The organism is Pseudomonas sp. YY-1 (assembly GCF_002843095.1).
GTDB lineage: Bacteria > Pseudomonadota > Gammaproteobacteria > Pseudomonadales > Pseudomonadaceae > Aquipseudomonas > Aquipseudomonas sediminis_A.
Genome location: NZ_PJLX01000007.1, coordinates 241212 through 267881 on the forward strand (window position 1 = coordinate 241212; position 26670 = coordinate 267881).

At 52.0% G+C, this 26670-nt stretch carries 21 protein-coding genes and 1 tRNA gene; 21 read left to right on the forward strand and 1 reads right to left on the reverse strand.

Annotated features, from left to right (window positions below):
• The first annotated feature begins 17 nt into the window (after window positions 1-17).
• The 21 genes from wbpA to CXP40_RS12750 all read left to right on the forward strand — a co-directional run bounded on the left by wbpA (window position 18) and on the right by CXP40_RS12750 (window position 26212).
• Window positions 18-1319, forward strand: a complete 1302-nt coding sequence (gene wbpA, locus CXP40_RS12650) for a UDP-N-acetyl-D-glucosamine 6-dehydrogenase (protein WP_106734026.1) — start codon at window positions 18-20, stop codon at window positions 1317-1319.
• A gap of 64 nt (window positions 1320-1383) precedes the next feature.
• Entirely contained in the window at window positions 1384-2340 is a 957-nt protein-coding gene (locus CXP40_RS12655) for a Gfo/Idh/MocA family protein (protein ID WP_106733999.1), read from the forward strand.
• Complete coding sequence (gene wbpD / locus CXP40_RS12660; RefSeq protein WP_106734000.1) at window positions 2337-2921, forward strand: UDP-2-acetamido-3-amino-2,3-dideoxy-D-glucuronate N-acetyltransferase; 585 nt, start codon at window positions 2337-2339, stop codon at window positions 2919-2921. The genes CXP40_RS12655 and wbpD overlap by 4 nt, the downstream gene beginning before the upstream one ends.
• Complete coding sequence (locus CXP40_RS12665) at window positions 2918-4000, forward strand: DegT/DnrJ/EryC1/StrS aminotransferase family protein (RefSeq protein WP_106734001.1); 1083 nt, start codon at window positions 2918-2920, stop codon at window positions 3998-4000. Before wbpD ends, CXP40_RS12665 begins: the two co-directional genes overlap by 4 nt.
• Window positions 4001-4011: 11 nt before the next feature.
• The gene (locus CXP40_RS12670) at window positions 4012-5841 is read left to right on the forward strand and encodes an acyltransferase family protein (RefSeq protein ID WP_218239015.1); all 1830 of its coding nucleotides are present in this window, start codon (window positions 4012-4014) and stop codon (window positions 5839-5841) included.
• A 6-nt stretch (window positions 5842-5847) separates the two neighbouring features.
• A complete protein-coding gene (locus CXP40_RS12675) occupies window positions 5848-7110 on the forward strand; it encodes an oligosaccharide flippase family protein (protein ID WP_106734003.1) in 1263 nt (420 codons plus the stop codon).
• Between the two features lie 95 nt (window positions 7111-7205).
• The gene (locus CXP40_RS12680; RefSeq protein WP_218239017.1) at window positions 7206-8072 is read left to right on the forward strand and encodes a methionyl-tRNA formyltransferase; all 867 of its coding nucleotides are present in this window, start codon (window positions 7206-7208) and stop codon (window positions 8070-8072) included.
• Window positions 8073-8078: 6 nt separating this feature from the next.
• Complete coding sequence (locus CXP40_RS12685; RefSeq protein ID WP_177429658.1) at window positions 8079-9062, forward strand: GNAT family N-acetyltransferase; 984 nt, start codon at window positions 8079-8081, stop codon at window positions 9060-9062.
• 2 nt (window positions 9063-9064) lie between these two features.
• Window positions 9065-10978, forward strand: a complete 1914-nt coding sequence (gene asnB / locus CXP40_RS12690; protein WP_106734004.1) for an asparagine synthase (glutamine-hydrolyzing) — start codon at window positions 9065-9067, stop codon at window positions 10976-10978.
• Window positions 10975-12342 (forward strand): polysaccharide deacetylase family protein, encoded by a 1368-nt coding sequence (locus tag CXP40_RS12695; RefSeq protein WP_106734005.1) that lies wholly within the window; start codon window positions 10975-10977, stop codon window positions 12340-12342. The genes asnB (CXP40_RS12690) and CXP40_RS12695 overlap by 4 nt, the downstream gene beginning before the upstream one ends.
• Window positions 12339-13718: a hypothetical protein gene (locus tag CXP40_RS12700; protein ID WP_106734006.1), complete on the forward strand. Its 1380-nt coding sequence runs from the start codon at window positions 12339-12341 to the stop codon at window positions 13716-13718. The genes CXP40_RS12695 and CXP40_RS12700 overlap by 4 nt, the downstream gene beginning before the upstream one ends.
• 57 nt (window positions 13719-13775) lie before the next feature.
• Window positions 13776-15659: an asparagine synthase (glutamine-hydrolyzing) gene (gene asnB, locus CXP40_RS12705; protein ID WP_106734032.1), complete on the forward strand. Its 1884-nt coding sequence runs from the start codon at window positions 13776-13778 to the stop codon at window positions 15657-15659.
• Window positions 15660-16805: a glycosyltransferase gene (locus CXP40_RS12710; protein WP_106734007.1), complete on the forward strand. Its 1146-nt coding sequence runs from the start codon at window positions 15660-15662 to the stop codon at window positions 16803-16805.
• Window positions 16806-16809: 4 nt separating this feature from the next.
• Window positions 16810-17919, forward strand: a complete 1110-nt coding sequence (locus CXP40_RS12715; protein WP_106734008.1) for a glycosyltransferase family 4 protein — start codon at window positions 16810-16812, stop codon at window positions 17917-17919.
• A 115-nt stretch (window positions 17920-18034) separates the two neighbouring features.
• On the forward strand, window positions 18035-19858 hold the full coding sequence (locus CXP40_RS12720) for a glucosamine 6-phosphate synthetase (protein WP_106734009.1): 1824 nt from the start codon (window positions 18035-18037) through the stop codon (window positions 19856-19858).
• A gap of 16 nt (window positions 19859-19874) precedes the next feature.
• A complete protein-coding gene (locus CXP40_RS12725; RefSeq protein WP_106734010.1) occupies window positions 19875-21104 on the forward strand; it encodes a glycosyltransferase family 4 protein in 1230 nt (409 codons plus the stop codon).
• Window positions 21101-21694 (forward strand): sugar transferase, encoded by a 594-nt coding sequence (locus CXP40_RS12730; RefSeq protein ID WP_106734012.1) that lies wholly within the window; start codon window positions 21101-21103, stop codon window positions 21692-21694. The genes CXP40_RS12725 and CXP40_RS12730 overlap by 4 nt, the downstream gene beginning before the upstream one ends.
• Complete coding sequence (locus CXP40_RS12735) at window positions 21691-22326, forward strand: acetyltransferase (protein WP_106734013.1); 636 nt, start codon at window positions 21691-21693, stop codon at window positions 22324-22326. The genes CXP40_RS12730 and CXP40_RS12735 overlap by 4 nt, the downstream gene beginning before the upstream one ends.
• Before the next feature lie 141 nt (window positions 22327-22467).
• Window positions 22468-23649, forward strand: coding sequence for a DegT/DnrJ/EryC1/StrS aminotransferase family protein (locus CXP40_RS12740; protein ID WP_106734014.1), 1182 nt, complete (start codon window positions 22468-22470; stop codon window positions 23647-23649).
• A gap of 152 nt (window positions 23650-23801) precedes the next feature.
• Window positions 23802-25799, forward strand: a complete 1998-nt coding sequence (locus CXP40_RS12745) for a nucleoside-diphosphate sugar epimerase/dehydratase (RefSeq protein WP_106734015.1) — start codon at window positions 23802-23804, stop codon at window positions 25797-25799.
• Window positions 25800-25888: 89 nt separating this feature from the next.
• A complete protein-coding gene (locus CXP40_RS12750; RefSeq protein WP_079783968.1) occupies window positions 25889-26212 on the forward strand; it encodes a helix-hairpin-helix domain-containing protein in 324 nt (107 codons plus the stop codon).
• Window positions 26213-26592: 380 nt separating this feature from the next.
• On the opposite strand, the gene CXP40_RS12755 is transcribed toward CXP40_RS12750, so the two are convergent.
• Window positions 26593-26668 (reverse strand) — tRNA-Asn (locus tag CXP40_RS12755).
• Between the last annotated feature and the right edge of the window lie 2 nt (window positions 26669-26670).

Consider the following 26670-nt stretch of genomic DNA (forward strand, 5'->3'; position numbering starts at 1 on the left):
GAGTGAAGGCTGATTCGCTGCAAGCGTATATCGATAAATTCAAAAGCCGGGATGCGTTGATCGGGATTGTCGGTCTCGGCTATGTCGGCTTGCCGCTGATGTTGCGTTACAACGCCATTGGCTTTCGCGTGCTTGGCATTGATATTGATGTCGAGAAGGTCGACCAGCTCAATGCCGGGAAGAGCTACATCGAGCACATCGCCAGCGAACATGTTTCGCGTGCACGCAATAGTGGCTTCGAGGCCACATGCGATTTCGCACGGGCCAGCGAATGCGATGCTTTGATCCTGTGCGTGCCAACGCCGTTGAATAAGTATCGCGAACCCGATATGAGCTTCGTGATAAATACCACTGAGGCAATCCAGCCTTATCTGCGCGCAGGGCAGGTGGTATCGCTGGAAAGCACCACCTATCCGGGGACTACCGAGGAAGAACTGCTTCCGCGCGTTGAGTCCGGTGGTCTGCGCGTCGGCGAGCACATCTTTCTGGTCTACTCTCCGGAGCGTGAAGATCCGGGCAACCCAGATTTCGAGACCCGTACTATTCCCAAGGTCATCGGTGGCCACACGCCGAACTGCCTTGAAATCGGTATCGCCCTGTACGAGCAGGCCATCGACCAGGTCGTGCCTGTCAGCTCAACGAAAGCGGCGGAAATGACCAAGCTACTGGAAAACATTCACCGTGCCGTGAACATTGGCTTGGTCAATGAAATGAAGGTGGTCGCTGATCGTATGGGGATCGACATCTTCGAGGTCGTTGATGCCGCTGCGACCAAGCCTTTCGGCTTCACCCCGTACTATCCAGGGCCTGGGCTGGGCGGTCATTGCATCCCGATCGACCCGTTCTACCTGACCTGGAAGGCGCGCGAGTACGGCTTGCATACCCGTTTTATTGAGCTGTCCGGTGAGGTCAACCAAGCCATGCCTGAGTACGTGCTCGGCAAGCTGATGGATGGCTTGAATGATCGTGGACAGGCACTTAAGGGCAGCCGCATCCTGGTGCTTGGCATCGCCTACAAGAAAAACGTCGACGACATGCGCGAATCTCCCTCGGTGGAAATCATGGAGCTCATTCAGGCCAAAGGTGGCGTGGTGGCCTACAGCGACCCGCATGTGCCTGCGTTCCCGGAAATGCGTGAGCATCACTTCGACCTGAGCAGCGAGGCGCTGAGCGCCGAGAATATCGCCAGCTTCGACGCGGTGGTTTTGGCGACCGACCATGAACGTTTCGATTACGAGCTGATCAAGGCCAATGCGCGCCTGATCGTCGACACCCGCGGCAAGTATCGCGCTGCCCATCCGAACGTTATCAAGGCCTGATCCTGCCAGGCGGGTCGGCTCAGTGCATGCAGGCCGGCCCGTTATACTTTTGCGAGATACAAACATGAAAAAATTCGCCCTGGTCGGTGCTGCCGGCTATATCGCTCCGCGCCACATGCGCGCTATCAAGGACACCGGCAACCAACTGGTCTGTGCCTACGACATCAACGACTCGGTCGGCATCATCGACAGTATCTCGCCGCAAAGCGAGTTTTTCACCGAGTTCGAGCGTTTCCACGATTACGCCTCGCGCCTCAAGCGTCATCCGTCGACTGCGCTCGATTACGTCTCGATCTGCTCGCCCAACTATCTGCACCATCCGCATATCACGGCAGGCCTGCGTCTCGGCTGCGATGTCATCTGCGAAAAGCCACTGGTACCGACCAGCGATTTGCTCGACGACCTGTCATTGGTCGAGCGCGAGACGGGCAAGCGCCTCTACAACATCCTGCAGCTCCGGCATCACCAGGCGATCATCGATCTGAAGCAGCGCGTGGGAGCTGGCAGCAAAGACCACAAGCACGAAGTGGAGCTGACTTACATCACCAGTCGCGGCAACTGGTATATGGAGAGCTGGAAGGGCGACCCGCGCAAATCTTTCGGCGTCGCCACGAACATTGGCGTCCATTTCTTCGACATGTTGCACTTCATCTTCGGCGCGCTGCAGCGCAACGTGGTGCATTACGTCGATAACTACAAGGCCACGGGATATCTGGAGTATGAAAACGCCCGCGTTCGCTGGTTCCTCTCCATCGATGCGAACGACCTGCCTGATGCAGTAAAGGGCAAGAAGCCGACTTACCGCTCCATCACCTGCGATGGTGTCGAGATCGAGTTTTCCGAGGGCTTCACTGACCTGCACACTGTTAGCTACCAAGCCATTCTCAATGGCGATGGATATGGAATCGAGGACGCTCGCCACTGCGTGGAAACCGTGGAGACCATCCGTACCCTGGTCGCTACTCGCGCTCAGAACGGTGAAGATCACCCGTTCCTTGCGCGCCTGCTGGGTTGCCTATGAGCTACTACCAGCATCCCAGCGCCATCGTCGATGAGGGCGCACAGATTGGCGAAGGTTCGCGTATCTGGCATTTCGTTCACGTATGCGCGGGCGCTCGGATTGGCCAAGGTGTGTCCCTGGGGCAAAACGTATTCGTCGGTAACAAAGTGCTGATCGGCGATCATTGCAAGATCCAGAACAACGTATCGGTTTACGACAACGTCACGCTTGAGGACGGCGTCTTTTGCGGCCCGAGCATGGTGTTTACCAACGTCTACAACCCGCGTTCGCTGATCGAGCGCAAGAGCGAATATCGCGATACCTTGGTGAAGAAGGGCGCCACGCTCGGCGCCAACTGCACCATCGTCTGCGGTGTCACCATCGGAGAGTTCGCCTTTATTGGTGCTGGCGCGGTCGTCAACAAGGATGTGCCGGCCTATGCACTGATGGTGGGTGTTCCTGCCCGGCATATAGGCTGGATGAGCGAGCACGGCGAGCAGCTGGATCTGCCGCTCACCGGGCAGGGGAGTGCGCCATGCATTCACTCCGGGGGGCGCTATGTGCTCGAGGGAAGCGTGCTTAGAAAGGAGCAAGCGCAGTGATCGAATTCATCGACCTCAAGACGCAGCAGGCGCTGATCAAAGACAAGATCGATGCCAATATCCAGCGCGTACTGGCCCATGGTCAGTACATTCTTGGCCCGGAAGTGGCCGAGCTAGAGGAAAAGCTGGCGGCCTTCGTGGGCGCCAAATACTGCATTAGCGTGGCCAACGGTACCGATGCACTGCAGATTGCACAGATGGCGCTGGGCATCGGTCCGGGCGATGAGGTCATCACCCCAGGCTTCACCTATATCGCCACGGCCGAGACAGTCGCTCTGCTAGGGGCAAAACCGGTGTACGTGGATGTCGATCCGCGCACCTATAACCTCGATCCGACACTGCTTGAAGCTGCCATCACTCCGCGCACCAAGGCGATTATCCCTGTTTCGCTATATGGCCAATGCGCCGACTACGATGCGATCAATACCATTGCTGCCCGGTACGGCATCCCCGTTATTGAAGATGCCGCGCAAAGCTTCGGTGCCACCTACAAAGACAAGCGTTCCTGCAATCTGACGACTATTGCCTGCACCAGCTTCTTTCCAAGTAAGCCTCTTGGTTGTTATGGCGATGGCGGAGCGATTTTCACCAACGATGACGAATTGGCCAAGGTAATGCGCCAGATCGCCCGCCATGGTCAGGATCGTCGCTATCACCACATTCGGGTGGGCGTAAACAGCCGCCTGGATACTCTGCAAGCTGCCATTTTGCTGCCCAAGCTGGAGATATTTGCAGAAGAGATTCAGTTACGCCAACAGGTTGCTGCCAGCTATGATCTCTGCCTCAAAGCGGCTGGTATCAACAGCTCTCCATTTACCGAAGCGCACAACATCAGCGCTTACGCCCAGTTCACCATTCAGGTGGAAAATCGTGACGCTGTACAAGCCAAATTAAAAGAGCAAGGCATCCCAACCGCGGTGCACTACCCAATCCCTCTTAACAAGCAGCCTGCGGTAGCCGATAACAATGCTTGCCTGCCCGTAGGCGATGCAGTTGCTGAAAGGGTCATGAGTCTGCCGTTCCATCCGTATATGAGGTCAGACGACATAGAAAGTGTCGTTCGGGCTCTCGTGTCTTAAGGCTGGCACTTATGAACTACCGCCCCGACATTCAGGGCCTGCGCGCCGTCGCGGTCCTGATGGTGATGCTTTTTCACTTCAACCCCGCCTGGCTGCCTGGTGGGTTTGTCGGTGTGGATGTATTTCTGGTGCTCTCCGGCTACCTGATTGTCAGCATTCTGCTGAATAAAAAACACCAGCTTGGCTACCGTCCTGTTAGCACCTTGCGCGGCTTTTACGTAAGCCGCCTCAAGCGTATCGCTCCGGCGTATTTCGCGATGTTGGTAGTGGTCTCGCTACTGGCTGCGGTGCTATTCCTGCCAGCAGATCTGGCTATCTATAAGCAAGGCCTTAAACAGGCTGCCTGGTTCAACAGCAATCACTACTTTGCCGGTTTCGGTGACTACTTTGCCCCAGCCAGCCACGAGCAGCCTCTGCTTCACACTTGGTCGCTGGCGGTGGAAATACAGTTCTATTTACTGGCTCCACTGTTGGTTCTGCTGTTGCCGGTCAAAGCGCTCAGATGGCTGTTTGTCATTTTGCTGATAACACTCACTGCAGTAGCCGAATACCGCCTGCGTGGGCTTGGCATCGAACAAGCCACTTACTACAGCCTGTATGCGCGACTGCCAGAGTTTTTTGCCGGCGGGATTCTTGCTCTTTATATGTATACGGGGTTGGAGGGTAGGTCGTGGTTTGCCAGCCTTGGGCTTGCATTACTGCTAGCCTCGGCCACACTACAGCCCCAACTAGGACACTTTCCCGGCTTACCTGCACTGCTCCCAGTCGCGGGTGCGCTGCTTATAATGGCGCAGCCAGCTCAGGCGCCGGCTGGGCAACTGCTGGGCAGCAAACCCATGGTCTGGCTGGGCGAATTGTCATACTCGCTTTACCTATGGCACTGGCCTGTGCTGGCGCTGCTGCGCTACTACACAGGCGCACAGGTGCTGGATATGCCGTTCAGCCTGCTGTTCATAACGCTCACCCTGGCGCTGGCTAGCCTCTCGTATTACGCACTCGAATCGCCACTGCGTGCTCGGCGCAGCCGTCTCAAGCACGTGTTCGGCTATGGTCTGCTGGCAGGTGCTGTTCTGGCCACCAGCCCCAGTATGGCCAGGCTCAACCAAGCGCTGACACCGCCTACGCTACCCGTCGAATACACCCGTTATGCCGACCCCGCCACAATCTGCCACGGTCTAATCGTCGCTGACTGTCTCAAGGGCGACTTAAACAGTGACAAGGAAGTGCTTGTATTGGGTGATTCCCACGCAGCCATGCTCAATCTCTTTTTTGATGATCTGGGCAAAGAGCTGGGCTTTAAGGCGCGAGTCATTACCGCCAGCAGTTGTGTGACGATCCCAGGATTTGATTACCAGCGAATTGCTGAGTGGGCACAAAAGGCCTGCCAGGAGCAAATTGAGCAAGCGCAAAAATACCTGATCAGCGGCCAGGTGATATTCCTTGCAGCCAGTTGGAACTGGCAGTTGGCCTCTGATGATTTTCAACATGCACTGAGCAACTTTTTAGCGGCGCAAAGTCGAGCCGGTTCAAAAATCTTCATTCTTGAGCAGGAGCCGCTACTCAGTAAAAATCCACTGCGCGCACTGCGATTCCAGGCACTAGGGCTAGCGCCGAGAGTCGAGATAGATCCTGCTTACCAACAAGCAAATGCTCGCCTGCGAAGGTTGGCAGCCAATTACAGCGGAGTCACCAGCCTCAATTTTGAAGCCAGTGGCGTGTTCGCCCAGGCACCTTTTGCCGATGGCCTTCCCATCTACCTCGATGAGCACCACCTCAACGAAGTCGGTGCCAGGCTCTATGCCGGCGTGGCGCGTGGCGCCTTTAGCCAAATTCTGGATTAATCACCAGTGCGCAAGCTTCTACCGCAAAGCCGCTACGCCCGTAACGTGCTCACCTTGATGACTGGTACGGGCTTGGCGCAGGCCATCCCAATTGCCATCAGCCCGATTCTTACGCGCCTTTATAGCCCGGAGGAGTTTGGTCTGTTTGCGTTTTACATGGCGGTCGTATCAATTGCCGTAGTGCTGGTGACGGGGCGTTACGAGCAAGCCATCCTGTTGCCTCGGCAAGATCGCGATGCGGGGCACATCGCTGCACTGGTGGTATTGCTCAGTGCAGTAGTTAGCGCATACCTGCTGCTATTAGTCATATTGTTCAACTCGCAGATTGTCCTGTTTTTAGGCGATCCGAAGTTGGCGCCCTGGCTATATTGGGTACCTGCCTCAACGTTTTTAATGGGCACATACCAAGGCCTCAACTACTGGAGCAACCGCAAAACTCAATACAAACGCTTGGCTATCAGCCGCACCGTACAAAGTGGTAGTGCGGCGTTGGCGCAGTTAAGCTTTGCACGCGTTGAAGGGTTAGGCTTGGTGGCGGGCCAAGTGACAGGTCAAGTGTTTGCTACCAGCGTCATGGCGCGCTTAATCTGGCGTGAAGATCATAAACTGATCCGTACCCTGCGGCCCCTGCGCAGTCTGGCTCTGGCCAGAAAGTACATCAATTTCCCTAAATACCTGATCGTCGCCCACGGCTTCAACACTGCCTCAGGGCAAATGCCGGTTTTATTGCTCAATGCGTTGTTCAGCGCAGCCTCCGCTGGATTTTTTACCCTGACGCAGCGTGTCATGGGGGCTCCTATGGCTCTGGTTGCCGGTGCTCTGGGTGATGTATTTCGGCAAGAGGCTAGTCAGGCATATAGCCATCAGGGCAATTGCCTTGCTATTTATAAAAAAACACTTAAGCGCTTGCTGCTGATATCTGTATTGCCGTTTCTTATGTTTTTCTTCATTGCTCCTGATATGTTTGCTTTTGTTTTTGGAGGGCAGTGGCGTATAGCGGGTGAGTATGCGCAAATTCTGACGCTGAAGTTTTTTTTCGACTTTGTTGCGGGGCCGCTTAGTGTAATGTTCATGATCGCTCAAAAGCAGCGTCTCGATTTGTTGTGGCAGATGGCCCTGGTTTCGATGGCAGTTGGTTCTTTTTATATGGGTTTTTGGTTATTTGATGTGAAGCTGGCCTTGGTTTTTTATGTGGTAAGTTGCTGTTGCATGCAGATGATTAACGTGGCTATGAGTTTTAGATTTGCAAAGGGTGATACCGCTATATGAGTGCAATAAGGGTGTTGCTAATAACTCAAGGTGTTTCTCGGCTGGTCAGTCCATTGTTCGGCACGAGGCACCAAGTTGTTGGTGTGTTGGAGTCCATGTCGCGTGGCTATGAAGGTTCAAAAAAACGATCGCTTTTGATTGATATTTTAAAAGATCTATATTGGTTTGTAACGGGGCGAAAGTCTGTATCTTTACGAGATTTCTGTAAGGGAAAGAATGTTCCGTATAATTTTATATGGAAGGGGAATGCAAAAGAGATTGCTGGCTGGGTTGCGGAGTTAAAGCCAGAGCTTATTGTGGTGTTCAGTATGTCTCAGCTTCTTAAGGACGATATTCTGAGGATCCCGTCCCGTGGTGTAATTAATTTGCATCCCTCATACCTTCCGGACTACCGTGGTCCGAATCCTGACTTTTGGCAGTATTATGATATGGAGATGTATCCCGGTGTCACTGTTCATTATGTCGATGCTGGCGAAGATACGGGGGATATTATTTATCAGGAGAGGATGCATATTCCCCTGGGTACCAAATCGCCTGCTCGACTTGATAAATTAATTGGTGAGCTGGGGGTGCCCCTTGTGTTGAAAACCATTGATGCCATCGCACAAAATAACGCGCCGCGCACGCCACAGTCTGTACAAGGCAGCACGCCCCGTGCTCGAAACCTGATCCCTGAAGAGCATTCACAAATCATTGATTGGGAGCATTGGCCGATTGAGAGGGTGTGGCATGTCTTGCGTGGTACAGAACTTTGGTTAAACGCAATTTCACCGCCCACTGGCTTGATGGCGGGGCAGCGCTGGACAATTCAGGAGTATGAAAAGACAGAGGCACCATCAGGCATCCCAGGCAAGGTTGGGAAATATAAAAATAGGCAATGCGTATTTGCCAGTGGTGGGGTTATTTATATTTATATTGATTTTGATATAAAGAAACTTATTCTAAAGATTCTTCAGAAGTGATTTGTTTTGGAAGCTAATTGGTGTGATCGCATAGACAAATACCGGGCTCTCTGCACCCAGGAGTCCTCCATCCCCTTATTCAGTCAAGCTTGGTGGCTTGATGCCACGGCTGGGGAAGGGAATTGGGATGTAGCCTTGGTTCATAAGGGCGACATCATTGTTGCCGCCATGCCCTACGTGCAGCGCAAGCGCTATGGCTTGCTTTTGCTCGGCCAGCCAGCTCTGACGCAGAGCCTCGGTCCTTGGCTGCGCGAGACAACCGGCAAGTCGGCCACCCAGCTGGCACAGCAAAAAGATTGGTTGCAAGCATTGATTGCTCAACTGCCACCCTTTGCCCAGTACACTCAAAACTGGCATTGGCAAATGGGCAACTGGCTGCCGTTTTACTGGGCGGGCTTTAAGCAGACCACGCGATACACCTACATACTGGACGCGCTGAACGACGAGCAACTCCTATGGCAAGGCTTGCAGGAAAATATCCGTCGAGAAATCAAAAAAGCCAGTGACCGTTTCAAGTTGCGCGTGCGCGAGGATTTAGCGCTTGAAGATTTTTTAGTGCTTAACCGAATGACATTTGCCCGCCAGGATATGGCTTTGCCTTATAACGAGTCATTCGTACGGCGGCTCGATCAGGCTTGTGCCACCCGGCAGGCGCGAAAAATTTTCATAGCCGAAGACGAGCAGGGGAACCGCCACGCCGGTGCCTATATAGTATGGGATGGCAATAGCGCTTATTACCTGATGGGTGGGGGCGACCCGAAGTTGCGCAACAGCGGCGCCACCAGCTTGTGCATGTGGGAGGCCATCAAATTTGCCGCAACAGTAACGCAGCGGTTTGATTTTGAAGGCTCGATGCTTGAGCCGGTAGAGAGGTTTTTCCGTGCCTTTGGCGCACAGCAAACACCGTATTTCACCGTCAGCAAAACCCCTTCGCGCGCGCTCAAAATCGTGCACGTTCTGCGCGAGTTGAAAAGAGACTGGAATAAATAGCCATGTGTGCCATCGCCGGAATTATTTCTCAAGTCCCCATTCGGGCAACAGACATTCAACTCATGAGTGATGTGCAGGCTCACCGTGGCCCGGACGGGCAAGGTTTTATGCTGTCCCAAGACGTACAGGCGGATAGACCGTTACCAGGTTTGATTGATTTTTCTCCTGCGTCGCCATACCACATTGCGCTGGCACATCGACGTTTGGCCATTGTTGATTTAAGTCCGCAGGGGCATCAGCCGATGGTCTGGCAAGAGCGCTATGCCATCACCTTCAATGGTGAAATTTATAACCACGTTGAATTGCGCCAGGAGTTGGAGTCGATAGGGTATAGCTTTGCCTCCCACTCGGATACCGAGGTGATTCTGGCCGCTTACGATGCTTGGGGCGTATCGTGTTTGAATAAGTTCAACGGTATGTGGGCCTTTGTGCTGGTGGATACACTGCTGCACCGAGTTTTCATCGCTCGTGATCGGTTCGCTATCAAACCGTTGTATTATGCACACGTAAATAGCACTTTTATTTTTGCATCAGAAATAAAGGCATTGCTTGAGCATTCGGCTATTACGGCCATTGCAGATCCGGAGTTTGCCAGAAACTACTTGAATAATGGCCCCTCGGAAACAGGTGTGAAAACTGCGTGGCAGGGCATATTGCGTTTTCCAGCGGCGAGTTTTGTAGAGTGTTCGTTCGCTGATTTGTGCAGTGAGAATATACAGCCACAAATTTATTGGGATGTGCGACCCAATTTAAGCACTGAGGCATTTGACGATGCGAAGGCACAGGTATTAGCCGATACCTATTACCAATTATTGGAAGATGCCGTCCGTTTGCGATTGCGTGCCGATGTCAAGGTGGGGTCAGCACTTTCGGGGGGGCTGGATAGCTCATCCATCGTCTACCTGATCAACAAGATATTGAAAGAGCAGGGCGTGGCTGATCGGCAAGAGACCTTTTCCAGTGTCTATAAATCGGCTGGTACACAAGATTGCGACGAGTCACCATTTATTGACCATCTGGCTCACGCCTTGGATGTGCGCTCCAATCAGATCGAACCCCATGTCGATGCCGTGCCGAGCGAACACGAAAAGCTCATCTATGCCATGGACTATCCGCCTGAGAGCACATGTATGTCCGGCTGGCACACCTTCATGCTTGTGGCGCAGACAGATGTTACCGTTACCCTGGATGGTCAGGGAGCTGATGAACAACTTGCCGGTTATTTACCCTATCTGGCACCTTGGTTTGCGCAAATGCCGCTGCGCCAAGTCGCTATGGAACTGCCCAAGGTTATGGCTATTCCAGGTGCTTACCGTTTTGCATTACGCGGCTTGGCGGTCGGACTGACGAGACGGATTTGTGGTAAATCCTTCGTGATGAAGCTGGTGCGCGGGCTCGGATATAAAATGGATCCCTTTATTCATTTGAATGAAAAGTTGTTGCAGGATCTGAAAGCGTCGCTGCGTGTGCTGATTCATTACTCTGATCGGGTATCCATGGCGCATTCTATTGAGTCACGTATGCCGTTCATGGATTATCGACTGGTAGAGTTTTTAGCCTCTGTGCCCGCCGCTTACAAGCTGCACGGTGGTTGGACCAAGTACCTTGCGCGGCGTGCGTTTTCGGGTAAGTTGCCTGATGAAATTGTCTGGCGCAAAGACAAAATGGGCTGGCCCATTCCCGAATCCCATTGGTTTGAAGGTAGTCTTAAAGACTGGATGGCCAAGCGGGTGAAAAATCCAGCTTTTCTTCAATGGTTGGGGGTTGCTGCTAGCGATGTACCGCTAGATAGAGCGGACGCTTCTATGACTCACAAGATACGTTGGCTCAATTTAGCCACGTGGTATCTTTTGTTCGTAGAAAAGTCACAAAAACCACCTCGTTTGGCAAATAAAAAGACGGCTGCACGAGTATGAGGTTTTGGCATACTGCGGCTGCGCTCACTTGGCTGCAAACTATTTTAAAAGAGCGCTTTGGCCATACCTTTGACTTATTGCCTCAGCCAGAGGCTAACCACATTGCGCTATGCGTTCCTGGTGATGCGCGCTGTATCCAGCTAGCACTGGACGGCAGTACTTTCACTCGCACTGACTCTAGCCTCGGCTGCGCCAGGTGGAATGCGCTTGACGAGGGCTGGGATACGGCCCTACCAGGGTCGTTGCCCGCTCCGGGTGGCCACGACTTGTGCGCGCCCCTAATTACAGCAACGGAAAGTGGCTGGCACATTGGCTACGATATTCTCGGGTTGACCTATTGGATGCTTACGCGCCAAGAGGAAGTAGGTCGCACTGATTTGGATAATCATGCTCGATTTCCTGCTACCGCTTCCCATGGCTATATGCACAATTATCTAGAGCGCCCCATTGTGGATGAGTGGCTGCATGTGTTGGGACAGGTAATTGGCAGAACATGGCCAGGCATCAGGCTTACACGGCATCGCTTTGAGGTTAAGGTGAGCCACGATGTGGATAGTCCAAGCCTCTATGCATTCAAGCCCTGGCGACTGGTGGCCCGCATGATGGCTGGCCATATCCTGAAACGACGCGACTTAGGCGCATTCTGCACCGCTGCCTTGGTAAAGCAGATGACCAAAGGCACACTGCATCCTGCCGACCCCCATAATACCTTCGAGTGGCTTATGGATGTCTCCGAAGCCAATAATCTGACTAGCGCTTTTTACTTTATTTGTGGGCGAACCAGTGATATGGATGCCGACTACGAGCCAGGGCACCCCATTATTCGCGCATTGATGCGGCGCATCCATGAACGCGGTCATGAAATTGGTTTGCACCCCAGCTATGGCACTTATCAGAGACCAGCATTGGTTGCGCAGGAGGCGGAACGTCTGAAGGCAATCTTGGCCGAAGAGAACATTCAGCAAAGCGCCATCGGTGGACGTATGCACTATCTGCGCTGGGAGCAACCAACAACACTACAGGCTTGGAATGATGCAGGGCTGGCCTATGATTCAACTCTTGGGTATGCCGACCGTCCAGGCTTTCGCTGTGGAACTTGCTTTGAATACCCAGCGTTCAACCCTGCATCATTGCAACCAATGAGCCTTCGTATTCGACCCCTGGTTGTTATGGAGTGTACGATAATTGGTGGAGTTTATTCGGAAGCCATAAGTCTCGGATCGGCTGAAAGCAAGATATTGGAATTGAAGGGAAAATGCCGTGCGCTCGGTGGATGTTTTACCCTTCTATGGCATAACTCATTTTTTACTGGTGGGGTAAGTCTCAAGAAAGTCTATGAAAGACTTATCGAAGATAAATCATGATCGTATATAAAATATTTAATGAGGATGAAGCTGGCTATGTGATGTCAGGTAAGCTTTTGCTGCTCTTCACGTATCTTGTGCTTAATGTATTGAATGTTGGCGATGGCGGTACAGCATTGCCGCTACTGGGGGCCTTCTTTGTGCTCTCGGGTATTTCTTTGCTGTTAGATTTTTTTCGGTGCCGCACCGCAGTTCATGGGCACTTCTTCGTGTTTCTTCTTTTTGTCGTATGGCTAACATATCGCATTCTAGTGGACTTAAACGACCTCGCGCATCTAAAGAAACTAACCGTTGCCACTACGAGTGGTATTCTCTTGTTCTTCTTGCTGGGTACTTTTGCGCGTCAGGCATTGGATAAGATTAACACGATTGGGAAGCTCTTTTGGTTAAAGTTTTTATTTGCTGCGCTCTTTCTTTTCTATGTGTGGGTTTTTATCTCATTTAATAATAGGCTGTTGAGTAGTGGTGAGATATTCTACATGGATGGCGTGAATGGTGACTATCAGCGTCCTGGGAATTTTATGATATGCTTATTTCTAATGTGTTCCTTTGTTCTTTTAAATCTGGTTTCTCGCCTCAAGGCAAACAAAAAAAAGAGCTTGCTTGTATACTTGGCTGCTTATTTTTCAATGACAATCTTGAATCTGGTGAGTAGTCAAGCGATGGGTGCCAATACTGCAACTGCATGTATTTTGGCAATTTATATGATGAGTTTCGTGCTTGCATTGTTGTATGTCGATGAAGATGTTCGCGATCAATACTTACGAGGAGTGCTGTCTATTCCTTTTTCTGTGTGTATTTTTAAGGGGCTGTTTAAGTACTCCCTGGTTGTAGTGAGTTTTAGTGCTTTAGCTGCTTTTGCTTTGGTTCAGGCAACATCATTTGATTTGCAGAAAACTAGGATATTTGGTTTTGGTTCAGGAGTAAATTCTTCGATAACTTCCAGGATGGAGATACTCAGGGAAGAAGGGGCAGAGCAGATTGGTAATGCATTATTATTTGGTAATCTAGATGTCGCACGATTAGTCAGTGATGATCCTAGTCGAACGCTTCATAGCTTTTTCCCTAATATTATCGCCGAGCTTGGATTGATAGGGTTCTCGATAGTGGCGCTACTACTAATCCTCATAGTGCGGCATATTTTTGTTTTTATGAGGTGTTCCGCTAGAGAGGAATCCGGTTTCCTTTTGGTATCCATAGGTCTATGGTTGTTTTTTATATTAGGTTTTCTATTCTTTTATGCAAACTTGGCTGTTGGTAAGGAATGGTCAGTCATGTGGTTTTTCCTGGGTTTTGCAGTCAATGTATTTCCCAGTCGCTCATCCTTTAAGAGTTGGGAGGATGAGCGAGTTCCGATGAAACTAAAGGTTGTATGAAGTTGGCGTTTGCTACCTTATAAGCGTTTGACTTATTGAATTGTTTTGGGGGTCTCTGTGTGCGGGTTTTTAGGTTTTGTTTCAAATGCTGATAAACACAGCGATCTTTCGTCTGCGCTGAGTATGATCAAGCATAGAGGTCCAGATGCGCAGCGCTTTAATGTGTACCACCTTGGCGCTAAGGTGGTAGGCTTCGCCCATGCGCGTCTATCAATTATTGATCTGAGTAATGCCGCCATTCAGCCATTTGAGTCTCGCTGCGGTGATTTAAGCATTATTTTTAATGGTGAGATTTATAATTATTGCGAATTGCGTGATGAACTAAGATTGTTAGGGTATGAGTTTCTTACTGAGTCGGATACCGAGGTCTTACTTGCCGCTTGGCAAGCGTGGGGTATTGATTCCTTGCGTAAGCTTATTGGGATGTTCGCTTTTGCAGTGCTAGATAAAAAATCAAAAAAAGTCACATTGGTTCGTGATGCCTTTGGTGTTAAGCCACTTTTTTATGCTCCTGATGGTGGTCAGCTTTTTTGGGGGTCGGATATTCGTGGTGTTATTAGGCTGATTAATAAGCCAGTTCGACCCGACTTGCAGAGAGGTTACGATTACTTAGTGCATGGTGACTATGATTCGACTGAGAATAGTTTCGTGGAGGGTGTGTTTAATTTATTGCCAGGGCATTTTTTTGAGTATGATCTAGATAAAGGAGAAGCCTGTAAGCCGGTTTCGTGGTGGAGGCCAGATTTAATTCCTAGATCATTTTTGAATTTTGCTGAGGCTTCTAAAAAAACCAAAGAATTATTTTTGGAAAGTATTAAGTATCATTTGCGAAGCGATGTGCCGCTTGGGGTTGCACTTTCTGGCGGAATAGACTCTTCAGCGGTAGTTTGTGCTGTCAGAAAATTACAGCCTGACGCAGAAATTCATACATTCAGTTATGTTGCTAGTGACGAGGCGTTGTCTGAGGAAAAGTGGGTAGATGGCGTTAATGATTATGTCAACGCTATTTCCCATAAAGTATATTCTTCTGGCGAAGAAATGCAGCGCGATTTGGATGACATGATATTAATGCAAGGTGAGCCTTTTGGGGGGACTAGTATTTATGCTCAATATAGGGTTTTTAAGCTAGCTAAAGAGTGTGGGATTACGGTTACTTTGGATGGGCAAGGGGCTGATGAGCTACTGGCGGGCTATTCAGGTTATCCAGGGCAGCGTATTCTTAGCCTTCTTGAGAGGCGCAAGTTTTTAGCGGCGCACAAATTTGCATGCAAATGGTCAAAATGGCCGGGGCGTAGTTATAAGCTGGCGTGGATGTATTTGGCTCGAATTGTACTACCAGACTCGTGGTATGCTCGAGTGAGAAAATATATGGGGCGAGACTTTCGCCCGGCTTGGTTGAACTTAGATCCTCTTATTCGAAATAATATAAACTTTTACGAAAAGAGAGAGCCGCGTCATAATGTGAATAAAGGTCATCGTGTGCTTGAGGCGCTGGCCGGTGCGCTGCAGGGACGCGGTTTGCCTTCTTTGCTGCGTCATGGCGATAGAAACTCTATGGCTTTTTCCGTTGAGAGTCGTGTGCCTTTCTTGACGTTGCCACTGGCTGAGTTCCTGATGAGTTTGCCTGAGGAGTATCTCATCTCGGATGAGGGCGAGACCAAGCATGTGTTCCGTGAAGCTATGCGTGGCATCGTTCCTGATGCTCACTTGGATCGGAGGGATAAAGTTGGCTTCGCAACGCCTGAGTCCGATTGGTTGCTTGGCATGGCGAGTGAAATAAGAGGCTGGCTTCACGAGGCGCCAAGTATTGCTTTTCTTAATAAAGATGAGCTGATTAAAGAGTTTGAACGTGTGGTTTCAGGTGAGAAGAAATTTGACTCGCGCGTGTGGCGCTGGGTGAATTACCTGCGTTGGTATACGTTAGTGGTTAAGGGGGCGTAGATGCGTAACGCGCACATTAATATGAATGAGTTTACTAATGCTAGTCGCGTCCTAAAGCAAGTGAGCTCCTTGGTGGAATCCAATGTGTTTGAGTCAATAATGATCATCGCTCTCGGGACGGATGCCTTGAGGAAGCATGAAGTTCTTGCTCCACGTGTTGAGTTGTATCGTATTAGTCTTCTAACTAGGAAGCTGCCAAAGAACCTGCTATTTCAAAGTGTGAAGTATATTGAATTCTTCTTTCGTTCTATTTGGTTGCTGGCTAGGTTCAAGCCGCAGGTGGTGAATGCGCATGCTTTATTGGTTATGCCAATAGCCTGCGCTTACAAACTGATTTTCAAGGCTCATTTGGTTTATGATGCGCATGAGTTAGAAACCGAGCAGGAGGGCGGGGGTGGTCTTCGGAAGTCAATGTCTAAATGGCTCGAGAGAAAGCTTATTTACTCTCATGACTTAATGTTTGTTGTTAGTGAAAGCATTGCCGATTGGTATGTCCGTGTCTATGGCATTGCTCGTCCCTTAGTTGTGTTGAACGCGCCGGTGCGCCGCGCTATAAAAAAAAATAACCATTTTCGTCAGCAATTGGGTATTCGCGAGAATCAGATCATTTTGCTTTACCAAGGGGTGCTGGGGGCGGGGCGTGGGGTGCAGTTGATTGTAGAGGCGTTTAAACAGCGGTTTGATGATCGTGTGGTTGCTGTTTTTATGGGCTATGGTGTGCTTCAAGCAGAGGTTGAAGCGGCGGCTGCGCAGTATAACAACATCTTTTTCTACCCGGCTGTACCCTCTCAAATTGTGCTCGAGTACACTTCGTCTGCTGATCTGGGTGTATCTTTAATAGAGAATACGTGTTTGTCATATTTTTATTGTATGCCTAATAAGTTGTTTGAGTACTCAATGGCGGGGCTGCCTGTCGTGGTATCAAATATGCGTGACATGTCGGATTTGGTGAGCAAGAATAAAATGGGGGTTGTCGTTGAGGACTTGACTGCTGCCGGTATCAATCGCGTAGTTGATGATTTGCTAGTGCAAGATCTTGCATCTATGAGCGACTGTGCTTATCGTGTTGCTTGTGAATATGCATGGGATGTGCAGGAGCAAAAAATGCTGAACGCCTATCGAGTGATGCTTGAGCTTAGGGCATAGAAATATGAGCTTATATAAGGTCGCACATCTGACTTCTGCTCATCCCCGCTATGACGCTCGCATCTTCCTTAAGGAATGTACTTCGCTTGCCAAGAATGGTTACAGTGTCAGCCTCGTGGTGGCCGATGGGCAAGGTGATGAGCAAAGAAACGGCATCTCTATTTATGATGTTGGTTCATCCAGCGGACGATTTGACAGGATGCGTCATGCGCCTGCGCGTGTTTTGGCTAAAGCTCGCCTACTGAATGCGGATGTCTACCACCTGCACGATCCGGAACTGATTCCTATCGGTTTGACGCTGAAGAAAGCTGGTAAGAAAGTTGTATTTGATGCGCATGAAGATGTACCTAGGCAGATTCTTGGTAAGTCCTACTTAAATAAGGTCGCAAGGTTTATAATATCCAATGCATTTGCAGTCTATGAGCGTTGGGCCTGTCTTAAGTTGGATGCCGTAATTGCAGCTACGCCTTTTATACGTGATAAATTTATCCAGCTCGGGGTGCGCGCTGTCGATATCAATAATTTTCCGCTTCTCGGTGAATTGTCTTCTGGCACTCCGGATTGGAGCAAGAAACATGATGAGGTTTGCTATATAGGTGGTCTCGGTCGTATTCGCGGTATTCTTGAGATCGTTCAGTGCATGGAGCTGACCAAGAGTGCAGCACGCTTACAGTTAGCTGGCGAGTTCTCAGAGCTTGATTTCGAGCGTATGGTGCGTACTCAGCCTGGCTGGCAGCGTGTTGACGAGTTAGGCTGGCTGGATAGGATCGGAGTAAAGGCAACGCTGGATCGCTCAAAGGCCGGCTTGGTTACCTTACACCCCGTTGTTAACTATCTTGATGCGCTGCCAGTGAAGATGTTCGAGTACATGGCGGCCGGGGTTCCAGTTATCGCTTCTCATTTTCCAGTGTGGCGTGAGATTGTTGAGCTTCATGAGTGCGGATTGTGTGTGGATCCGCTAGATCCTGCTGCAGTTGCCAAAGCTATAGATTTTCTCATCGCTCACCCTGAAGAGGCTCAGCGCATGGGGGGTAATGGTCAGCGTGCAGTGCAGAATATATACAACTGGCGAATTGAAGAAGCGAAATTGCTGGCTTTCTATTGTAGCCTATGAAACAAGCGCCAAGTGCTCGTTAGCTTGCTGTTGATTTATATTGGCGGATCTTGAGCTCGGGTGTAGTGAAATGGAAGTATTGGCTACATTTGTTTTTTATTAATTTGGATTAAATATGTGCGGCATCTTTGGCATTATTGCTAGGCGTGTAATTGATAAGGCCAGTCTCCAGACGCTCGCTTTGCATGCCAGGCAGCGGGGGCGTGACTCCAGCGGACTGATCTATGCGGATGCTTCTGGGTTTCAGGTTAAGCGTGCAGATTATGACATCAAGAAGCTGATTTCCCAGGTCAAGCCTTTTGACTCCGCCTTTGTATTGGGCCACAGCCGTCTGATTACAAACGGACTCGCTGACAACCAGCCAGTCGTGCGTGGTGATATTTGCGTCATCCATAACGGTATCATCGTTAACGACGCAGAGGTTTGGAATCATATCAAACCTGCTCGCGCTCTGGAAATCGACAGTGAGGTTATTGCCGCCATAGCTGAGCAGCACTTGGAGGAGTCCGGTGACGATCTAGAGGGGCTGTCGAAGAAAGTATTGGAGTTGTGCGTCGGTGTAATTGCCTGTGCCATTGTTATTCCTCGGCTCGGCAAGGCCTTGATCTTCTCCAATAATGGCAGCCTGTATGTCGGTAACGCTCAGGAAGGTGTTTGCTTTTCCTCGGAAATGTACCCGCTCACGCAGATAGGTTGCTCGAATATTCAGCAGATACGACATGACGCAGTCGTGCTGGATCTACCTGTTGCAAAGAATATCAAGGTTACTGACAACAACCAGCGTGTTCATAATCTGATTCCGCCGTTTCAGTTTATTTCGTCTGAGGAGAAACAGCTGCTTTACCCGCAGCCGAACCTGCGTCGCTGCACTCGTTGCATTCTTCCCGAAACGATGCCTTTCATCGAGTTCGATGCCGAGGGCGTTTGCAACTATTGTCATGCCTATACTCCACGTAATGTGCCTAAGCCCAAGGAAGAACTCTTCAATCTGGTTGAAGGGTATCGGCGTGCTGGGGTGACTGACTGTATCGTGCCGTTCTCCGGTGGTCGTGACAGCTGCTACGGGCTGCACCTTATCGTCAAGGAACTGAAGATGAACCCGGTCACCTATACCTATGACTGGGGTATGGTGACGGATCTTGGTCGGCGCAATATCAGCCGGATGAGTGCGGCTCTGGGGGTGGAAAACATCATCGTTGCCGACGATATTGCCAAGAAGCGCAGTAATATCGCCGTTAACCTTAAAGCGTGGCTGAAAGCTCCGCATCTGGGCATGATCAGTATCCTGACTGCGGGCGACAAGCATTTCTTCCGCCATATCGAGACGGTGAAGCGTCAAACTGGCGTTAGCTTGAATCTCTGGGGTGTCAACCCGCTTGAGGTCACGCATTTCAAGGCTGGCTTCCTCGGTGTGCCGCCGGATTTCGAAGAAAAACGTGTCTATATGCACGGCTGGCAAAAACAGATGGAGTATCAGAAGCTTCGTTTCAAGGCGATGCTGCAAAGCCCCGGATACTTCAATAGTTCCTTGTGGGACACGCTGTCTGGTGAGTACTACCGGAGTTTCACTGAGAAGAAAGATTACTACCACATCTTTGATTACTGGCGCTGGGACGAAAAGGCCATCGATGACACCCTGATCAATGAATATGATTGGGAGTTGGCGGTAGACACCAGCACCACATGGCGTATCGGTGATGGTACGGCAGGGCTGTATAACTACATTTACTACCTTGTTGCCGGTTTTTCCGAGCATGACACGTTCCGCAGTAATCAGATTCGTGAAGGGGAAATCACACGTGAGCGTGCTCTGGAACTGGTGCGTGAGGAGAACCGCCCGCGCTATCAGAATATTCGCTGGTATCTTGACGCACTCGGAATGGATTTCACCGAGGTGATCAAAGTCGTCAATTCAATTTCACGTTTGTACAAAGACTGACGGGCCAGCCGACACGATGAATAATACGATCTGGTATGTCACGAAATACTTTTCACCCAGGACTGCCAACAGTCCCGGCGGACGGGGTTGGTTTCTAGTGGACGAGATGCAGCGTGCCGGATACCAGGTCGTTGTGATCAGCTCTGATTCCAACAATCTGGTAGACCTGCCAGTTTTGAACAAGCGTGTAACGCTGCAGGACCGCGATGGTGTAAAGATCGTCTGGCTGAAAACGATGAAATACTCGGTCGCCAAGTCCGTGCGCAGGATTCTGAGCTGGTTCCATTTCGAGTGGAATTTGTTCTGGCTCAACAAGAGCCGGTTGCCGCGGCCTGACGTGGTCATTATTTCCAGCCTATCGTTGCTGACCATCCTCAACGGCCTGTTGATGCGCTTCAAATACAAGTCAAGACTGGTATTCGAAGTACGTGATATTTGGCCGCTCACCATAGTGGAAGAGGGTGGTTTCAGCAGCGGCAATCTTTTCGTCAGAGGCCTGGCTTGGCTGGAGCGACTGGCTTACAGAAAGTCCGACGCCATTGTCGGCACTATGCCTAATCTCGCTGCGCATGTGCGCCAGGAGCTTGGCGTCGAACGGCCAGTTTTCTGTGTGCCGATGGGAGTGAGTCAGGATCACCTGAGTGACGTTGCCAATCTCCCCATTGATTATGTTGAGCGCTACCTTTCTAGTGATAAATTCAAGATCGTGCATGCAGGCACCATTGGGATCACAAATGCTCTGGACGTGTTTTTTAACGTCGCGCGCACCATGCGCGAACACACCGACATCGAGTTTGTCATTGTCGGTGATGGCGCCTTAAAGCAAAGCTACCAGAATCAGTATGGCGACCTTCCCAATTTGGTGTTCGCACCGAAAGTACCGAGAAATATGGTTCAGGCAGTGCTGGAGAAGGGCGATCTTCTCTATTTTTCGGTGCATGATTCCAAGGTCTGGGACTACGGCCAGTCATTGAACAAGGTCATTGACTATATGCTGGCGGCCAAACCTGTTGTGGCCTCCTACAACGGTTATCCCTCCATGATCAACGAATCAGGATGCGGCGTGTTTGTGCCCGCGAATGACGTTGGTGCGGTGGTTGCAGCAGTACTCGATATGAAGTCGAGAAGCGAAGAGGAGCGTTCTTTGATGGGCTCTCTAGGGCGTGAATGGTTGTTGCAGAATCGCAGCTACTCAAAGCTTGCCAGCGATTACCTGGAGATTCTTTTTCCAGAGGTCGGTAAGTGAAGCGGCTTCAGGACATCGTGCTGGCCTCGTTCGGTCTGATCCTCCTCGCGCCCATCATTGCCATCGTAGCGGTGTGCATCCGTCGCAAACTTGGTTCGCCGGTGATCTTTTCGCAGGTTAGGCCGGGTCTGCACGGAAAGCCATTCAAGATGGTGAAGTTTCGTACCATGCTTGATGCTTTCGATGTTGATGGCAATCCGCTGCCTGATTCACAGCGTATGACTCGTTTCGGCAGTTTCCTGCGCTCGAGCAGTCTCGACGAGCTCCCCGAGCTCTGGAATGTGCTCAAGGGAGATATGAGTCTGGTGGGGCCTCGTCCACTGTTGATGGAGTACCTGCCGCTTTATAGTCCAGAGCAGTATCGCCGTCATGAGGTGCGACCCGGTGTTACCGGCTGGGCGCAGATCAATGGTCGTAATGCATTGAGCTGGGAGGACAAGTTCAGGCTGGATGTCTGGTACGTGGATAACCGGTCGTTCTGGCTGGATTGCAAGATCATTTTCCTCACAGTGAAGAAAGTTCTGGTGCGCGATGGCATCAGTGCGGATGGCGAGGCAACCATGACCAAGTTCACCGGTAACAGGCCGTGAACAGGCTTGCAATCCTTGGTGCCAGTGGGCACGGCAAGGTGGTGGCCGATACAGCAGAGTGTTGCGGCTGGCAGGTCATTGAGTTCTTTGACGATGCGTGGCCGCAAACTACGCGCAACGGCGCCTGGAATGTGGTCGGCGACACCGCATTACTCAAAGCTGCGTTGCACACCTATGACGGGGTTCTGGTCGCTATTGGCAACAACCACATTCGCCATCGCAAACTGCTGGAGCTCGAGGAAGCGGGGGGGCGTTTGTGCTGCCTGGTGCATCCTGCGGCAACGGTGAGCCGACATGCCTTGCTGGATCGGGGAGCGGTGGTATTCGCCGGCGCCGTGGTCAACGCTGATGCAAGGGTTGGGCTGGGCGCTATCCTGAACACAGGATGCAGTGTGGATCATGACTGTGTGCTTGGAGCCGCTGTGCACGTCAGCCCGGGCGCATGCCTTGCTGGCGGTGTCAGGGTCGGGGATTTGAGCTGGATAGGTATCGGTGCTAGTGTTCGCCAGCTAGTCCACATCGGCAGGCAAGTCACGGTTGGGGCTGGCGCTGCGGTGGTGGCCGACGTGGCTGACCTGCTGACCGTCATCGGCGTACCCGCCAGAACTCTATCCGCGAAGAGCTCTGGCTGAACCTACTCTTGTCACAACCCTACGGTGAGATAGCGCCGCCGATCATCGTACGCTTCCTTTGCCGGCACGATAGAAGGGCAAGGATCAGAGATGCTCTTTGTCTGTCCGCTATTTCGAACCCCATACTGAAGAGTCTCCGCTGTGCTGAATACTCCTTTCTCCCCTTGGCCCTCTTTTTCCGAGGAGGAGGCCGACGCAGTACGTGGCGTCATTCTTTCCAATAAGGTCAACTACTGGACGGGGCAGGAATGTCGCGAGTTCGAAAAGGAATTTGCTGCCTGGGTAGGTAGCGAGCATGCCATTGCCCTGGCTAATGGTACGGTTGCGCTTGATTTGGCTCTCAAGGCGCTTGGGATCGGGCCGGGAGACGAAGTGGTAGTGACGCCGCGAACGTTTCTGGCATCGGTTTCTTCGGTAGTAAATGCTGGTGCCGTTCCGGTATTCGCCGATGTTGACTGCGACTCGCAGAACATTACGGCCGAGACCATTTCTGCGGTACTGACCGCACGCACCAAGGCAGTGATATGCGTGCATCTGGCGGGCTGGCCGTGCGACATGGATCCCATCATGGAGCTTGCTGCTCAGCACGACCTCAAGGTCATTGAAGATTGCGCGCAGGCTCATGGCGCTCAGTACAAGGGGCGCTCGGTAGGCTCCATCGGGCATGTGGGAGCCTGGTCGTTCTGTCAGGACAAGATCATGACCACCGGTGGCGAGGGCGGCATGGTGACCACGAATGACCGTGATCTCTGGTCCCGGATGTGGTCGTACAAGGATCATGGCAAAAGTTGGGAGGCCGTCTACGAGCGTCAGCATGCGCCAGGCTTCAGGTGGGTGCACGAGAGTTTCGGTACTAACTGGCGTATGTTGGAAGTGCAAGCCGTAATAGGGCGGATACAGCTGCGTCGTATGAGTGACTGGCAAGCCAGTCGCCTGAATAATGCACGGCAAATCTGGTCATGTGCCGAGGGCTTGCCAGGCTTGCGGGTGCCCGAGATTCCCTCTCACATCATGCATGCTGCCTATAAGTGTTATGTGTTCGTCGAGGCTGACAAGCTTCGAGAAGGATGGACGCGTGATCGCATCCTGACCGAAATTTCTGCGCAAGGCGTACCTTGTTTTTCAGGGTCTTGCTCCGAGGTGTATCTGGAGAAGGCATTCGATGGCACGGGGTGGCGTCCGGCGAGTCCGCTACCCGGCGCCCGTCGCCTGGGTGAAGAGAGCTTGATGTTTCTGGTTCATCCGACGCTGACGGCTGAGGAACTGATGAAAACCTGCAGTGTGCTTGCCGGCGTGATGACGGCGGCTGCTTGCTCGTCTTAGCGGTTGGCGAGTTTATCCCGCTTCGATAGCGCCGGTGCGGGAGGTGCGGCGGCTGATGAAATCTGGCTGTCGCCTGATAAGCTGAAATTTCCAGTTTGTTGCTGGTGATTGACCTTGCGCATTCAAGGGATATGAGTAGTTGAGAGGGTGTGATGTTAAAGGCCGCTGATCGCTTGCGAGCGCGTCTGATTGGATTGTCCCGGCGCTCGAAGCGCCTTCTCCAGGTCGGTGCGGATATCGTTCTGATCTGGTTCGCCCTATGGTTGGCCTTTGTGGTGCGTCTGGGTGAGTTTGGCGCGGCTGAGCCCTTCGATGATCATGCCTGGTTGTTCGCGTGTGCGCCTGCTCTTGCCATTCCGATTTTCGTTCGTATGGGGATGTACCGTGCGGTAATGCGGTATTTTGGCAACGACGCGCTTAAAAGCATTTTCAAGGCCGTCTCTCTCTCTGCACTGTTGTTGGCGCTGGTGATCTACTGGTATCGGGATTCGTCCTCGCTAATCCCCCGGTCCATGGTTTTCAATTATTGGTGGCTCAGCCTGATGTTGGTGGGGGGGCTGCGCTTGCTCATGCGTCAGTACTTCATGGGGGCTTGGCTTGATCCTCTTGGGCATCAACCTGTTCACAGGCACGATGTTTCACGGGTTGCCATCTACGGTGCAGGCACCGCTGGCAATCAGTTGCTGGCGGCTTTGCGCTTGAGCAAGACCATGCGTGTGGTCGCATTCGTGGATGATGATTCCGGCGTTGCAAATCGAGTTATTGCCGGCTTGCGCGTATATAGGCCGAAGCACATCGGGCAGATGATCGAAGAAGCGGGAGCTGAAGAAATTCTCCTGGCGATGCCGTCTATCTCGCGCGCGCGCAGGCGCGACATTCTCGGCGCACTGGAACCTTATGCCCTGCATGTACGTAGCGTACCGGGGTTCACCGACCTAGCCAGTGGGCGGGTAAAGGTCGAGGACATCCAGGAAGTGGATATCGCCGATCTTCTCGGGCGTGATGCGGTGCCGCCTCGGCAAGACTTATTTGAGCGCTGTATCAAGAATCAGGTGGTTCTGGTGACCGGAGCTGGTGGCTCTATCGGTTCTGAGCTGTGTCGGCAGATTCTCGCTAGCGGCGCGCGTACGTTGCTGCTCTTCGAGCACAGCGAGTTCAATCTCTACAGCATCCATGGCGAGTTGCAGCAGCGAATCGAGCGGGAGTCACTGCCGATCAAGCTGGTGCCGATTCTCGGGTCTATCCGTAACTTCGAGCGGTTGTTCGACATTCTGCAGACCTGGCGGGTCAACACCATCTATCACGCCGCTGCGTACAAGCATGTTCCGATGGTCGAGCATAATGTCGCCGAGGGCGTGCTCAATAACCTGGTTGGTACGCTCAATGCGGCGCAAGCGTCGATCAAGGCGGGTGTTGCCAATTTCGTTTTGATTTCTACCGACAAGGCGGTGCGGCCCACTAATGTCATGGGCAGCACCAAGCGCCTGGCCGAAATGGTGCTGCAGGCGTTGAGTCGTGAGCCTGCGCCATTGCTGTTCGGTGATGACTCAGGTGTTCATCACGTTAACAAGACCCGTTTCACCATGGTGCGTTTTGGCAATGTGCTGGGCTCTTCCGGGTCTGTGATTCCGTTGTTCAGGGAGCAGATCAAGCAGGGCGGGCCGGTGACGGTTACGCATCCGAACATCACCCGCTATTTCATGACGATCCCCGAGGCGGCGCAGCTCGTCATTCAGGCCGGTTCGCTGGGGCAGGGCGGTGATGTGTTCGTGCTGGATATGGGCGAGCCGGTGAAGATCGCTGATCTGGCCGAAAAGATGATTCGTCTATCTGGCCTGACTGTGCGCGATGAGCGTACTCCGCATGGCGATATCGGTATTGAGTTCACCGGGTTGCGCCCAGGTGAGAAGCTCTATGAGGAGCTGCTGATTGGCGAGGATGTGAAGCCTACGGAGCATCCGATGATCATGCGCGCGGAAGAGGATATGTTGCCCTGGGACGAGCTCAAGGCACGCTTGCAGGCGCTGCTGGCTGCTGTCAGCGAGGATGACTACGCGCGCGTACGCGTGCTTCTGCGTGAGACGGTGCATGGTTATGTGCCGGAAGGTGAGATCGTCGACTGGATTCATCTCAGAAACCGGGAGCGTTGAGGCTTTGATTTGACAGCTGGGAGATAGCGTCTAGTTTGAAAAGCGAGGCTATGGTTGCCTTGCTTTTCATAAACAAAGGAGTGTTTCCCATGTTGAAAGTCCGTCTATCTTCCTTTCTGTTCGCTGTTCTCGCTTTCTTCTCTCTGGCTGCCGCCGCAGCTGAAACCCCAAAAACCGAAAGTGCCAAACCGGCTGCAGTGCAAGTAGCGCAGGTTGCCGTGGTCAATCTGAATACCGCCGATGCTGCAACGCTGCAGAGTGAGTTGGTGGGGATTGGTGCTACCAAGGCGCAGGCTATTGTGGCTTATCGGGAGGAGCACGGTAATTTCGCCTCGGTCGATGAGCTGTTGGAGGTGAAAGGCATCGGCGAGGCGACGCTGGAGAAGAATCGCGACAAGTTGAGTGTTAACTGACGCCTGGCGGCGTGTTTTCTGGGCCGGTCTTTTGACCGGCCTTTTTCGTTTTTGTGGGGCGAAGGTTTTGTGTGAGGGTACTGGTTATCGGGGAATGGCCGCTATTCGCCGCGGGGCGCGGCTCCTACAGGTGCGGTGATCTCCCTCGGGGAGGTGAATAACCTGGATGTAGTCCCTAGTGAGAGTCCCGCAGGCAATAAAAAGCCCAGCACGAGGCTGGGCTTTCGAATTTGGCTCCGCGACCTGGACTCGACAGCGCAGCTGAACGCGCCTCAGCGCGGCCCCGAAGGGGTGAGCGAAGCGAATAACCTGGGACACCGTCCCTGGTGAGAGTCCTGCGGGCAATAAAAAACCCAGCGGTTAGGCTGGGTTCTTGAATTTGGCTCCGCGACCTGGACTCGAACCAGGGACCCAATGATTAACAGTCATTTGCTCTACCGACTGAGCTATCGCGGAAC

Bases quoted from the DNA above. Each gene is read 5' to 3' on its own strand.
- CXP40_RS12655 (WP_106733999.1), top strand. From the start codon at position 1,384: ATGAAAAAATTCGCCCTGGTCGGTGCTGCCGGCTATATCGCTCCGCGC.
- wbpD (WP_106734000.1), top strand. From the start codon at position 2,337: ATGAGCTACTACCAGCATCCCAGCGCCATCGTCGATGAGGGCGCACAG.
- CXP40_RS12670 (WP_218239015.1), top strand. From the start codon at position 4,012: ATGAACTACCGCCCCGACATTCAGGGCCTGCGCGCCGTCGCGGTCCTG.
- CXP40_RS12680 (WP_218239017.1), top strand. From the start codon at position 7,206: ATGTCGCGTGGCTATGAAGGTTCAAAAAAACGATCGCTTTTGATTGAT.
- asnB (WP_106734004.1), top strand. From the start codon at position 9,065: ATGTGTGCCATCGCCGGAATTATTTCTCAAGTCCCCATTCGGGCAACA.
- CXP40_RS12695 (WP_106734005.1), top strand. From the start codon at position 10,975: ATGAGGTTTTGGCATACTGCGGCTGCGCTCACTTGGCTGCAAACTATT.
- CXP40_RS12700 (WP_106734006.1), top strand. From the start codon at position 12,339: ATGATCGTATATAAAATATTTAATGAGGATGAAGCTGGCTATGTGATG.
- CXP40_RS12710 (WP_106734007.1), top strand. From the start codon at position 15,660: ATGCGTAACGCGCACATTAATATGAATGAGTTTACTAATGCTAGTCGC.
- CXP40_RS12715 (WP_106734008.1), top strand. From the start codon at position 16,810: ATGAGCTTATATAAGGTCGCACATCTGACTTCTGCTCATCCCCGCTAT.
- CXP40_RS12720 (WP_106734009.1), top strand. From the start codon at position 18,035: ATGTGCGGCATCTTTGGCATTATTGCTAGGCGTGTAATTGATAAGGCC.
- CXP40_RS12725 (WP_106734010.1), top strand. From the start codon at position 19,875: ATGAATAATACGATCTGGTATGTCACGAAATACTTTTCACCCAGGACT.
- CXP40_RS12745 (WP_106734015.1), top strand. From the start codon at position 23,802: ATGTTAAAGGCCGCTGATCGCTTGCGAGCGCGTCTGATTGGATTGTCC.
- CXP40_RS12750 (WP_079783968.1), top strand. From the start codon at position 25,889: ATGTTGAAAGTCCGTCTATCTTCCTTTCTGTTCGCTGTTCTCGCTTTC.